A 12474-nucleotide genomic window follows, 5' to 3' on the forward strand; every position below is an offset into this window, starting at 1 on the left:
CACTCCTGGGATGCTGCGGCGGACAGAGCGAAACAGCGCTGGGCGCAAGCGCAGGCCGTCTATTCTGAGGTGTCCGGGCATAATCCTCAGGTTTTGCGATCAGTGCAACGGGTGACGCAGGAGCAACGGTCAAAACACGGCGCAGGGTGAGCGTTGTCTTTTGGGTTCACCCATGATCTGGCAGCGCCAGGCGAACGGGTTGATGCCTTCGCTGCGGGTGAACATGTGGCAGAAATGCGCCTGATCGCAGAAACCGCATTCCAGGCTGATTTGCGTCAGGCTCAGGTCGGTGTGCTGGATCAGCAGTTTGGCGCGAGCGATGCGTTGGGTGCGGATCCAGTCTTGCGGCGAGAGCCCGGTGCTGCACTTGAATGCCCGGGAGAAGTGGCTGCGTGACAGTGAACAGGCGTGGGCCAGTTCGGTGACTTCCAGGCTTTCACCGAGGCGTTCGAGGATGAGTTGTTTGACGCGTCGTTCGCGTTGCGGGCTGAGTCCGCCGATCCCGCTTTTGCGCGGTTCGCAGGCAGGGGCGAGGGCGACGGTGGGGTGTAATTGAGCCATGGCCAATATCCGTGTCGGTGGGGAAGGCACGGTCAGCGCTCTCCCTCAATCAAAAAAACAACGCTGCGCAGAGGCATTCATTGTTGAATGCGGTGCTGTGGCTGACGAGTTAATCGTTGTTAATTTCGCGCTGGCACGGCGTTTACAGCGTCATTGATCGGCTAAAGTGCGTAGCACGTGCGTGTGGCTGGCCATAGAAGGAAACCGAGCCGATGAACCGTAATGATCTGCGTCGCGTCGACATGAACCTGTTGGTGATTTTCGAAGCGCTGATGTTCGAAAAGAACCTGACCCGCGTCGCCGAGAAACTGTTCATGGGCCAACCGGCGGTGAGTGCAGCGCTCGGGCGTCTGCGTGACCTGTTCGATGATCCGTTGCTGCTGCGCAACGGTCGCGGCATGGAACCGACCGCCCGCGCCCTGGCGATCCTCAAGGAGTTGCAACCGGCGATGGACGTCATTTCCGGGGCCGTCAGTCGCGCCAAGGAGTTTGAACCGGCGAGCAGTTGCGATGTGTTTCGTATCGGCCTGTCGGACGATGCCGAGTTCGGTCTGTTTCCAACGCTGTTGCGCCATTTGCAGCAAGAGGCGCCGGGCATTGTCGTGGTGGTGCGCCGTGCCAACTACTTGCTGATGCCGGCATTGCTGGCCTCCGGGGAAATCTCCGTCGGCGTCAGCTACACCACGGATCTGCCTGCCAATGCCAAACGCAAGAAACTGCGCGACATTCCCTGCAAAGTCCTGCGCGGCGATGATCGCCCGGGGCCGCTGACACTCGACGAATACTGCGAGCGTCCGCACGCAATGGTGTCGTTCTCGGGCGACTTGAGCGGCAACATCGACCTCGACCTGGCCAAGCTTGGCCGCTCGCGCCGCGTAGTTCTTGGCGTGCCGCAGTTCAGTGGCTTGCGCGCCTTGCTCGCCGGCACCGAAATGATCGCCACCGTGCCGGATTACGCCGCGTGTGCGCTGGTTGAAGGATGTGGCCTGCGCGCCGAAGACCCGCCGTTCCCGATTGATGCCGCGCAATTGTCGATGGCCTGGAGCGGTGTGCATGACAATGATCCGGCCGAGAGATGGCTCAGAGCGCAGATCAGCCAGTTCATGTCGGCAGCGCTGGATATCCCCCCGGTCTGACGAAACGACCGTGAGAACTGTGGGAGCGAGCCTGCTCACGAAAGCGGTGTGCCAAGCGGCATATTGACCGACTGACGCACCGCTTTCGCGAGCAGGCTCGCTCCCACAGAGATCTTTAGTGCACTTGAGATTTGGCTCGAACGACTAAGTGAGCACACCCATCCAATTTCCTCGTGCCCGGCATCGGCATCATTCAGGCCAATGACATTTCAAGGGTCGGGTCATGAACGCTTCACAATGCGATGAACGGTCGGGCGACGTCGGTTTGCTGTTCCTGCGGGTCAGCGGCGGGTTGTTTCTGCTTTGCGTGCACGGCATGCCCAAGCTGCTCGACTTCACCGCGCAACTGCAGCTGATCGAAGACCCTTTCCACCTTGGATCCCACCTTACCCTGATCCTGGCAATCTTCGCCGAAGTCCTCTGTCCACTACTGGTCGTCGCCGGGGTGCTGGCGCGATTGGCCTGCTTGCCTATTCTATTTGTGCTGCTGGTGGCGTTACTGCTCGTGCATCCGCAATGGACTGTGGCCGAAGGGCAGTTCGGCTGGCTGCTGTTAATCCTCTTTGCCACTGTATTCATCGCCGGCCCCGGACGGCTGGCGCTCAATACGCGTCTGCCCGGAGTGCTGCGTCATGCCTGAAGTCCTGAGTTCAACAGCACCGGGGTCCGGTGAGACCGTCACGCTGATCGTCAAGCACCGGGTCAAGGCCGGGTTTGAACAGCCCTATGAAGCCTGGCTGCGCAATATCGTTCGTGTGGCGGGGCAGCGGCAAGGGCACCTGGGCGTGGACGTTGTGCGCGGCAAGCTTGCGGGACTCGACGCGTATACCTGCGTTTTGCGGTTCTCTTCGACCCAGGCAATGCAGCTGTGGCTGGAGTCGCCACAGCGCCAGGCGCTGATCGACGAAGCCACACCAATGCTGGCCGATGGCGACCAGACCGAAGTCGCCCCGATCAACGAATTCTGGTTCGCCCCGCTGGCCGATGCCGCCTCGCCGCCGCCGCGCTGGAAGCAGGCGGTGATCACGCTGTTGGTGATTCTGCCGCACACTTTGCTGGTGCCACTGATCTGGGGGCCGCTGCTCAAGCTGCATCCCTTACTTGCCAACTACGTGGTCGCCACGTTCCTGATCACCCTGACCATCGTGCTGTCGGTGGTGTACGTATTCATGCCCCGCGTGACCCGTTTGTTCGCGCCCTGGCTGGAAGCCGGTCAGGCCCATGCCCACGTCGATCCCACAGAACACCCGTCACGCTGAAGCCCATTCACTTTTTGTCGAAGGAACTGCGATGAGCGCCGATCTGATTCTGTTCAATGGCCAATTTCATACCGTAGACCGCACTAAACCGCTGGCCAGCGCGGTGGCGATCAAGGACGGCCGCTTCGTGGTCGTCGGCAACGACACCCAGGCCATGGCCCTGCGCGGTCCGGGCACGCAAGTCGTCGATCTGCACGGCCGCTGCGTCATTCCCGGCCTCAACGACTCGCACTTGCACCTGATCCGTGGCGGTTTGAACTACAACCTCGAACTGCGCTGGGAAGGCGTCCCATCGCTGGCCGATGCGTTGCGCATGCTCAAGGAGCAAGCCGACCGCACACCGACCCCGCAATGGGTGCGCGTGGTGGGGGGCTGGAACGAATTCCAGTTCGCCGAAAAACGCATGCCGACCCTCGACGAAATCAACCAGGCCGCGCCGGACACCCCGGTGTTCATTCTGCATTTGTACGACCGCGCGCTGCTCAACCGCGCCGCATTGCGCGTGGCCGGCTACACCCGCGACACGCCGAACCCGCCGGGCGGTGAGATCGTCCGCGATGCCAACGGCAATCCGACTGGCATGCTGGTCGCACGGCCCAACGCGATGATCCTTTACTCGACGCTGGCCAAGGGGCCGAAGCTGCCGCTGGAATATCAGGTCAATTCGACCCGCCAGTTCATGCGCGAACTCAATCGCCTCGGCCTGACCAGTGCGATCGATGCCGGCGGCGGTTTCCAGAACTACCCCGACGATTATCAGGTGATCGAACAACTGGCCAAGGATGATCAGTTGACCGTGCGTATCGCCTACAACCTGTTCACCCAAAAACCGAAAGAAGAACTGACCGATTTCCAGAACTGGACCGGCAGCGTGAAATTGCATCAGGGCGACGACTTCCTGCGGCACAACGGCGCCGGCGAAATGCTGGTGTTCTCGGCGGCGGATTTCGAAGACTTCCTTGAGCCGCGCCCGGACCTGCCACAGACCATGGAGCAGGAATTGGAGCCAGTGGTGCGCCACCTCGTCGAACAGCGTTGGCCATTCCGTTTGCACGCCACTTATAACGAATCGATCAGCCGCATGCTCGACGTGTTCGAGAAGGTCAACCGTGACATTCCGTTCAACGGTTTGCCGTGGTTCTTCGACCATGCGGAAACCATCACCCCGCAGAACATCGAACGGGTAAAAGCGCTGGGCGGCGGCATCGCGATTCAGGATCGCATGGCGTTCCAGGGCGAATACTTTGTCGACCGTTACGGCAAGCAAGCCGCCGAGGCGACTCCTCCGATCAAGCGCATGCTCGCTGAAGGTGTGCCGGTCGGCGCCGGTACCGATGCCACGCGCGTTTCCAGCTACAACCCGTGGACCTCGCTGTACTGGATGGTCAGCGGTCGCACCGTCGGTGGGCTGGCACTTTACGAAGAAGGTTTGCCACGCACCACCGCGCTGGAATTGTTCACCCACGGCAGCTCCTGGTTCTCCTCGGAGCAGGGCAAGAAGGGCCAGATCAAGGTCGGGCAACTGGCGGATCTGGCGGCGCTGAGCGCGGACTTCTTCCATGTCGAGGAAGAAGCGATCAAGTGGATCGAATCGGTACTGACCGTGGTCGGCGGCAAGATTGTCTACGCCGCCGGCGACTTCCAGGACCTCGGGCCGGCCAGCGTGCCGGTGCTGCCGGACTGGTCGCCCGTGGTCAAAGTCCCTGGCCACTGGCGGCCGAATTCGCCGTTGCAGGCGCAAGTGCACCAGTGCAGCGGCCCATGTGGCGTGCACTCGCACAGCCATGAAAAAGCGCGTTTGTCGAATGCGCCGGTCAGTGACTTTGCCGGGTTCTGGGGCGCGTTCGGTTGTTCCTGTTTCGCCTTCTGATCTCTTTTAAATGCGTCGGCCACGCGGTCGGCGCTTCACGCAACATCCATCGGTCCAGCAAGGAGTTTCCCCATGAGCGTTCCTTACACACGTTTGAACAAAGACGATGCGGTTGTGTTGTTGGTCGATCATCAGACCGGCCTGATCTCGTTGGTGCAGGATTTCTCGCCGAACGAGTTCAAGAACAACGTGCTGGCGCTGGGCGACATCGCCAAGTTCTTCAAACTGCCGACCATCCTCACCACCAGTTTCGACGCCGGTCCCAACGGCCCGATCGTGCCGGAACTGCTGGAGCAATTCCCGGACGCGCCGTTCATTCAGCGTCCAGGCCAGATCAATGCCTGGGACAACGAAGACTTCGTCAAGGCGATCAAGGCAACGGGTCGCAAGCAATTGATCATTGCCGGTGTGGTGACTGACGTGTGCGTGGCATTCCCGACGCTGTCGGCGATTGCTGAAGGTTTTGAAGTGTTCGTGGTGACTGACTCTTCCGGCACCTTCAACACCACCGTGCAGCAAGCGGCTTGGGCGCGAATGTCGGCGGCCGGTGCGCAACTGATGAACTGGTTCTCCGTAGCGTGCGAGTTGCAGGGTGACTGGCGCAACGACATGGAAGGTCTGGCGAATCTGCTGTCGAATCGCCTGCCGAACTATCGCAACCTGATCAACAGCTATACCAAGTTCACCGCTAAGTAAGATCAAAGGATCGCAGCCTGCGGCAGCTCCTACAGGGGGAACGCAGTCCAATGCAGGAGCTGCCGCAGGCTGCGATCTTTTGCTTTCACCGCTTCTGCAACCACCCCAAAAACCCACCTTTCCTCACCGCCACCGGTTCAGCCATCAACGCGAGGCGACTGTTCTGCTGCCGCACCGCCTGCAACTTGTTCAACGCACGACCGACCTCAGTGCGCTGCTCCATGCATTCGCGCGTGAGGGTCTTGTCGAGACGGTAGATAATCGAAGACGTCAGCGCCGTAAACGTCGCCTGCGACGGCGTGTCCGCCAGAATGCTTTGCTCACCCATCACTTCGCTCGGCCCCATACGTCCGGCCTCGGTTTGCCGATCGCCATCGGGCACTGTCGCGCTGACCACGCCGGTAGCAATCACAAACAGACTGTCCGGCACTTCATTCAGACCCAGCACGACTTGGCCGGCGCTGTACTGCTGCGCGACCATCGATGCTGCCAGTCGGTCGCGTTCATCAGGACTCAGCGAACGGAAGATCTTCACTTCATCGAGCAATGCGCGGGCGCGGGTCGTCGGCTCGATCACGCCGTCCGGGTGTCGGGAAATCCCGGCAGCCTCAAGATGCCGATGAGCAAGGTCGAACAGTTGATTGCGCACTTCGCTTTTCTTGCCCAGCTCGGCGATAAAACCGCTGGCCACGTATTCGGACATTTCCTCACCGGCCTCTTTCAACACCACTTTCGGCGCGGGCGACAACAGCAGGCTGCTGCTGCCTTGCAGCGTGCGGTCGAGGGCATCGAGTACGCGGCGCGGGCGGATGTGGTTGGGCACTTTGATGCTGATCGACACGCCATGCATGTTGTCCGGGCGACTGAGGTTGACGATCTTGGCCTTGGCCGCCACCGAATTCGGCACCACGGCCATGGTGCCGGCACTGGTCAGCAAGTGGGTGGCGCGCCAGTCGATGTCGAGCACTTTGCCTTCGACGCCATCGATCACCACGAAGTCGTCGACTTGATAGGGTTTTGTGGTGTTGAGCACGATCCCGCTGAACACATCAGCCAAGGTGCTTTGCAGCGCCAGACCGACGACGATGGCGACCACGCCGGACGTTGCGAGCAAGCCTTTGACCGGCAGCTCCAGCACGTAACCGGCCGCCGCGACAGTCGCGACCAGAAACACCAGCGCACCGATCACGTCCTGCAACAGGCGACCGCTGTGACCGATGCGGCGCATCAGCACCAGGCCGATCACCTCCGTCAGCACTCGCGCCGCGTACAGCCACCAGAGAATGCCCAACGCCGTCGCACCGAGCTGCGCCACCCGGTCATCGACGAATACCGGCGCCTGCAAAGGGCTGACACCGGCATTGATGACCAGCGCGCTAAACGCCAGAAACAGCGCCAGCCGCACCCCGACCCGTGGCGCACGGTGGGTAAATGGCGTGAAGTGCCACAACACCGCGTCAGCCACCAGCAGCAGGGCACTCCAGGACAACAGGTGGGCGAAGAAAAAACTCATGAAGTGCACTCCCATGGGCACAAAAAAACTCGCCACACCCAGAGGTGTGGCGAGGGTCTGGACTCAGTTCAGATGCGTCTTGAGCTCAGCCGCTGCCTGACGCACGGCCGCTTTCACTTCCGGAATCTGACTCAGCGGATTGAGCAGACCAAAGTCATGAATCATCCCGTTGTAGCGCACCGAGGTCACCGGCACGCCGGCCGCGTCGAGGTGCCGCGCATAACCTTCGCCTTCGTCACGCAGCACGTCGAACTCGGCGGTCTGCACCAGTGCGGCAGGCAGGCCTTTGAGCTGTTCGGCGCTGGCGTTGAGCGGCGAGGCATGGATATGCGCGCGCTCGGCCGGGTTCGTGGTGTAGTTGTCCCAGAACCACTGCATCATGCCTTTGGTGAGGAAGTGGCCCTCGGCAAATTGCTGGTACGAGCCGTCGTCGAATTGCGCGTTGGTCACCGGCCACATCAACAATTGAAAGCGCAGGGCCGGGGTTTTCTGTTCTTTAGCCATCAGCGCGACGACCGCCGCCATGTTGCCGCCGACGCTGTTGCCGGCCACTGCCAGACGCTTGCCGTCGACGTTGATGTCCTTGCCGTGCTCGGCCACCCATTTTGTTGCGGCGTAAGCCTGGTTGATCGCGGTCGGGTACTGAGCTTCTGGCGACGGCGTGTAATCGACGTACACCGCTACCGCGCCAGAACCCACCACCAGATCACGGATCAGGCGTTGGTGAGTCGGGTAATCGCCCAGCACCCAGCCGCCGCCGTGGAAGAACATGAACACCGGCAGTTCACCTTTGACCTTGGCCGGACGCACCACTTTCAGGTTGATGGTCTGGCCGTCGACCTTGATCGCCTTGTCGCTGACTTCAACACCGGACAAATCAACTTTCACCGAAGCCTGAGCGCCGGTCAGCACTGCACGGGCGTCCTTCGGACTGAGTTGCTCCAGCGGTTTGCCACCACCCGCGGCGAGGGCGTCGAGGAAGGCTTGGGTGTTGTGCTCGACACCGCTGGTCTCGGCGGCGAAAGCGTTGCCGATGGACAGGGCGAGGAGGGTGGCGGTCAGGGTCTTTTTAATGATCATGTTCAATTCCTTTTTCAACTGTGTTCGCGGTTGGTTTGTGGGTTGGTTTCAACACCGTGAACACAGATTAATAGGGTGCCGTGAAGTGAAAAAGCGGCTATAAAGCGTTTAACTGTCCACCAGAGAGTGACAATGAACCCGTTCGAAGACATGCGTATTTTTTGCCAGGTCATGGACTCCGGCAGCTTCACCGCAGCGGCCGATCAATTGGGCCTGTCCAAGCAGTTTGTCAGCCGCCGACTGATGCAGCTCGAAGAACGCCTCGGCGTGCGCTTGCTCAATCGCTCGACCCGGCGCCTCGACGTTACGCCGCTGGGCCAGAGCTATTACGAATCGGCGCTGCGCCTGCTCGGCGAAGTCGAACAGGTCGAACAAGGCATCGCCGGCCAGACTGCCGAGCCTCGCGGCACGATCCGTCTGAGCGCGCCGCTGTCGTTTGCCGTGGCGCACCTGGGTTGTCTGCTGCCGGTGTTTTTACAGCGCTACCGCGAGGTCACGGTGGAAGTGGATTTGAGCGACCGCCCCGTGGATCTGCTCGGCGAAGGTTACGACCTGGCGCTGCGCATCGGTGTGCTGGAAGACTCGACGCTGATCGCTCGGCGCATCGCCAGCATCGAGCGGGTGTACTGCGCCAGCCCTGCGTACCTGGCCGAACGCGGCACGCCGCTCAAACCGGAAGATCTGCTCGGGCATGACTGTTTGCCGTATGGCCATGGGCGTTCAGTGCAGTGGCGGTTCAACGCGGGGCAGGGCAAACCGCTGCTGGTGAATGTCACCGGGCGCATGCGCGTCAACAACGGTGAATTGCTCAGGGATGCGGCGGTGCAGGGGATGGGGATTACCTATCTGCCGACGTTTATTGTTGGCGCGGCGTTGGAGGAGGGACGATTGGTGCCGGTGCTGGATGATCTGCGGCCAGAGCCGCTGACTTTGTCGGCGGTGTATCCGCAACATCGTCAGGCCTCACGCCCGGTGCAGGCGCTGGTCGAGTTTCTGCGTGAACGGTTGAATCAGAGCAGCGTCGCCCTTTAAGCAGTATGCAAATCAACTGTAGGAGCTGCCGCAGGCTGCGATCTTTTGATCTTGTTTTTAAAGACCAGATCAAAAGATCGCAGCCTGCGGCAGCTCCTACAGGGATTGCGGTGTTTTCAGAATGGTTCAGTTAGTGCGTTTGTCATCGCCTGGTTCGCCGCCGACATGCACGCCGCGATCGTCGCCGGGTTCGCCCGCTGCATGCAAGCCGCGATCGTCACCGACTTCGCCGGCACGGTGTACACCGTGATCGTCGCCTGGCTCCGAGTGGGTGCCGCTGCGTCCCGAGGAGGATGCGGAACTGCCTGAGTGTCCGGCGCCCTGACCACCGCTGCCACTGTGACCACCGCCGTCGCCATGGCCGCTGCCTCCACTGCCACCGCCATTGCCGCCGCCTCCACTGCCGCCATGTCCACCACCGTTACCACCTCCACTTCCGCCACCGCCACCACCGCTCCCGCCATGGCCGCCGCCTCCACTTCCGCCTCCACCGCCATGGCCGCCGCCACTTCCGCCGCCACCGCTTCCTCCATGGCCTCCGCCACCGCCGCCACTCCCTCCGTCCTTCGCCTGAACACTGGAAATTCCCGACAGACTGTCTGGAATCATTACGGTAGACGCCGACAGAACTGCGCCGATGGCCATTGCGAGCATGAGCTTTTTAATGTGCATGTCGTTCTCCGTCTTGTTGCCTGGGGTGGGAACGTGGATGTGCGTTGTTGCGATTGATCCGACCCGTTCCCGCGGTCAGTGAATACTCGAAGCCAGTTCGAAAATCGGGATGTACATCAGGATCACGATCACCCCGATCAGCAGGCCGATGAACGTCATCAATAACGGTTCGAACAACCTCACGAACCATTCGATCCAGCGGCTGATTTCTTCGTCGTAGAAGTCGGCGCTGCGCTCCATCATTTGCCCGAGATTGCCGGACTGTTCGCCGGCGCGCAGCAGGCGCAGGGACACCGGCGTCACCAGGCGATTGAGTTCCAGCGCGGTGGAAAGCGACTGTCCCTCGCGCACGCGTTCGCACGCCTGATCCAGCCGCGCCCGTGACGCTACAGTGAGCAAGCCGCGCACCATGCCCATGGCGGTCACCAGCGGAATCCCGCCTTGCAGCAGAATCCCCAGCGAACGGTAAAAACGCGCCAGTTCATACAGGAAAATCCGTTGATGCACGGCGGGCAGCTTCTCCACCAGCCGATCCAGCCCACGGCGAAACGCCGGTTGTTTCTGCACCACGGCGAGGGCGACGACGATCGCCGCCAACCCGCCGAAAAATTCTAGTTGATGCGCGTGCAGAAACATGCCGCCGCTCATCAGAATCTGCGACAGCCACGGCAGGTTCGAGCCCAGTCCTTCGAACACCAGACTGAAGCGCGGCACCACGTAGCCCATCAAAAACAACACCACGCCACCGCCGACCACCAGCAACAGCAATGGGTAGATTGAAGCGCTGACTATCTTCTGCCGCACCTCGTCCATGCGTTGGCGGTAACTGACGTAACGGCCCAAAGCCTCGCCGACCGCACCGGTCTTCTCGCTGGACTGCACCAGCGCTACGTACAGCGGTGGAAACACTGCTGACAACTGACCTAGGGCCTGCGAGAAGGATTTGCCTTCATACAGCAGGCGTACCAGTTCACTCAGGGTTTTGCGCGCAGCGGGGGCGGTTTCTTTTTCAGCGAGGCTTTCCAGCGCATCGATCAACGGCAGGCCGGCATTGAGCAGGGTGGTCAACTCCTGGCTGAAAAGCACCAGATTGAACGTTTCGCGCTGACGCAGGCGCAACGAACGCCAGTGTTTTTCGGCATGCAGGCTGAGCACGCGCAAGCCCTGATCCTCGGCAATGTGCCGCGCTTCGCTATGCCCCGGCGCCTCGATACTCAAGGAGACCACGCCCGCCTTGCCGACGGCTTTCAGATGAAATCGCATGGGCCGCGCTCCACTCACTGCCAGTTGGTCACTTCGGCGTTTTCGCCTTCACCGCCGGGTTGGCCGTCCTTGCCCATCGACAGCAAGTCGTACTCGCTGTTTTCGCCGGGGTAGCGGTAGGCGTAGCTGCGGCCCCATGGATCCTGCGGAAGTTTTTTCTGCAGGTACGGGCCCGTCCATTTTGCCTCGTCACTCGGCGCAGTCACCAAGGCCTGCAAGCCTTGTTCGGTGGACGGGTAGTGGCCGACTTCCAGGCGATACAGATCCAGTGCCTTGCTCAGGCCTTCGATCTGCGCCTTGGCCACTTTCACTTCCGAGCGACCAAGTTGAGCGAAGTATTTAGGCGCGACGATCCCGGCCAACAGGCCGAGCACCACCAGCACCACGAGCAATTCGAGCAGGGTGAAACCGCGTTGGGCACGCGGACGAAAATGCAGCTTCATGATGACCTCCCGTGAGTGTCAGTCGAGTCGCCTGAAGGGCCTATGCAATTGCCATGCTCAGGCTCGAAAAAAACTCGGTTGATGGCCGCAAGTCCTTGCATTACGGGCCTCTCGCGAGTCGGCACAGTGCTTGCGTATGGCTCAAGCGTGATCGGCCATTGGGGCATTTCCCCCAATTTTCCGGGGTCGGTCCGGGGAGGCCCGACATGAAATTTCTCACTGGCGGATTGCTCGGTTGTGTACTGCTGAGCGGTGCCGCGCAAGCCGATGTATTCATCTCCGTGGACGCCAAGGGCAGCTACGTTCTGTCCAATGTGCATCGCCCCGGACGCACTTACGAACGGGTGATTCACGAGGCGCAAGCGCCGCTGGCCAGCCTTGATCAGCAGCCGCAGATGATCGCCAATCAGCCTTACGCGGAGCTGGTCTCGGCGGCGGCCAAGGTCAATCAATTACCTGAAGCGCTGCTGCACGCGGTGATCAACGCCGAGTCGCGTTACAACCCCGGCGCCACCTCACCCAAAGGCGCGGGCGGGCTCATGCAATTGATGCCGGCCACCGCGCGGGAAATGGGTGTGACCGACGTCTACGACCCCAAGGCCAACATCCAGGGCGGGGCCAAATACCTCAAGCGCCTGATGACCCTGTTCGACAACGACATCACCCTCGCCGTGGCGGCTTACAACGCCGGGCCTGATGCGGTGCTCAGCCGTGGCCGGGTGATCCCGCCGTTCGCCGAAACCCAGCGTTACGTGCCCAGCGTTTTGCGCCAGTACCGGCGCTTGCAGGGGCTGGCAGTGGACGCGCCGTTGTAAAGGAAGTCCCCGGTTTCCCCCACTATCGGGGCAATCCCGGCAGGCGCGAAAAGTGGGGAATCGGGTGGGGAATATCCCCCGGGCTCTTAAATGATTTGAGTAGCTCATTGAAAAACAACGGATTTTTTTGTGGC

At 61.1% G+C, this 12474-nt stretch carries 14 protein-coding genes; 8 read left to right on the plus strand and 6 right to left on the minus strand.

Annotated features, from left to right (window positions below; translation table 11 throughout):
* Positions 1-129: 129 nt before the first annotated feature.
* The gene (locus AB4P97_RS06000) at positions 130-561 is read right to left on the minus strand and encodes a helix-turn-helix domain-containing protein (protein ID WP_042558722.1); all 432 of its coding nucleotides are present in this window, start codon (positions 559-561) and stop codon (positions 130-132) included.
* On the opposite strand from AB4P97_RS06000, the gene AB4P97_RS06005 reads away from it, so the two are divergent.
* The 6 genes from AB4P97_RS06005 to ycaC all read left to right on the plus strand — a co-directional run bounded on the left by AB4P97_RS06005 (position 560) and on the right by ycaC (position 5522).
* Complete coding sequence (locus AB4P97_RS06005) at positions 560-718, plus strand: hypothetical protein (RefSeq protein WP_155401111.1); 159 nt, start codon at positions 560-562, stop codon at positions 716-718. The two genes, AB4P97_RS06000 and AB4P97_RS06005, sit on opposite strands and share 2 nt — an antisense overlap.
* 55 nt (positions 719-773) lie before the next feature.
* Entirely contained in the window at positions 774-1697 is a 924-nt protein-coding gene (locus tag AB4P97_RS06010) for a LysR family transcriptional regulator (protein ID WP_042558723.1), read from the plus strand.
* Positions 1698-1920: 223 nt separating this feature from the next.
* On the plus strand, positions 1921-2337 hold the full coding sequence (locus AB4P97_RS06015; protein ID WP_042558724.1) for a DoxX family protein: 417 nt from the start codon (positions 1921-1923) through the stop codon (positions 2335-2337).
* Positions 2330-2956, plus strand: a complete 627-nt coding sequence (locus AB4P97_RS06020; RefSeq protein WP_042558725.1) for an antibiotic biosynthesis monooxygenase — start codon at positions 2330-2332, stop codon at positions 2954-2956. Before AB4P97_RS06015 ends, AB4P97_RS06020 begins: the two co-directional genes overlap by 8 nt.
* A gap of 31 nt (positions 2957-2987) precedes the next feature.
* Positions 2988-4826, plus strand: a complete 1839-nt coding sequence (locus AB4P97_RS06025) for an amidohydrolase (protein ID WP_042558726.1) — start codon at positions 2988-2990, stop codon at positions 4824-4826.
* A gap of 72 nt (positions 4827-4898) precedes the next feature.
* Positions 4899-5522 (plus strand): isochorismate family cysteine hydrolase YcaC, encoded by a 624-nt coding sequence (ycaC, locus tag AB4P97_RS06030; RefSeq protein ID WP_042558727.1) that lies wholly within the window; start codon positions 4899-4901, stop codon positions 5520-5522.
* Between the two features lie 85 nt (positions 5523-5607).
* Here the strand turns inward: ycaC and AB4P97_RS06035 are convergent, their stop codons facing one another.
* Positions 5608-7035 carry a mechanosensitive ion channel domain-containing protein gene (locus AB4P97_RS06035; RefSeq protein ID WP_395602225.1) on the minus strand — a complete coding sequence of 476 codons (1428 nt, stop codon included), beginning with the start codon at positions 7033-7035 and terminating at the stop codon, positions 5608-5610.
* 63 nt (positions 7036-7098) lie between these two features.
* Positions 7099-8115, minus strand: coding sequence for an alpha/beta hydrolase (locus AB4P97_RS06040; RefSeq protein ID WP_395602226.1), 1017 nt, complete (start codon positions 8113-8115; stop codon positions 7099-7101).
* Positions 8116-8247: 132 nt separating this feature from the next.
* Between AB4P97_RS06040 and AB4P97_RS06045 the strand changes: the two genes are divergently transcribed.
* On the plus strand, positions 8248-9147 hold the full coding sequence (locus AB4P97_RS06045; RefSeq protein WP_042558730.1) for a LysR family transcriptional regulator: 900 nt from the start codon (positions 8248-8250) through the stop codon (positions 9145-9147).
* Between the two features lie 126 nt (positions 9148-9273).
* Here AB4P97_RS06045 and AB4P97_RS06050 read toward each other — a convergent pair whose 3' ends face one another.
* The 3 genes from AB4P97_RS06050 to gspG all read right to left on the minus strand — a co-directional run bounded on the left by AB4P97_RS06050 (position 9274) and on the right by gspG (position 11525).
* Positions 9274-9819, minus strand: a complete 546-nt coding sequence (locus AB4P97_RS06050) for a hypothetical protein (protein WP_395602227.1) — start codon at positions 9817-9819, stop codon at positions 9274-9276.
* 75 nt (positions 9820-9894) lie between these two features.
* Positions 9895-11082, minus strand: a complete 1188-nt coding sequence (locus tag AB4P97_RS06055) for a type II secretion system F family protein (RefSeq protein WP_395602228.1) — start codon at positions 11080-11082, stop codon at positions 9895-9897.
* A 14-nt stretch (positions 11083-11096) separates the two neighbouring features.
* Entirely contained in the window at positions 11097-11525 is a 429-nt protein-coding gene (gene gspG, locus AB4P97_RS06060; protein WP_042558733.1) for a type II secretion system major pseudopilin GspG, read from the minus strand.
* Between the two features lie 206 nt (positions 11526-11731).
* Between gspG and AB4P97_RS06065 the strand changes: the two genes are divergently transcribed.
* Positions 11732-12340 carry a lytic transglycosylase domain-containing protein gene (locus AB4P97_RS06065; RefSeq protein WP_047300527.1) on the plus strand — a complete coding sequence of 203 codons (609 nt, stop codon included), beginning with the start codon at positions 11732-11734 and terminating at the stop codon, positions 12338-12340.
* Positions 12341-12474 lie beyond the last annotated feature (134 nt).

Origin of the sequence: Pseudomonas sp. A1230, from assembly GCF_044218825.1 — a bacterium.
In the GTDB taxonomy this organism is placed as follows: Bacteria; Pseudomonadota; Gammaproteobacteria; order Pseudomonadales; family Pseudomonadaceae; genus Aquipseudomonas; species Aquipseudomonas iridis.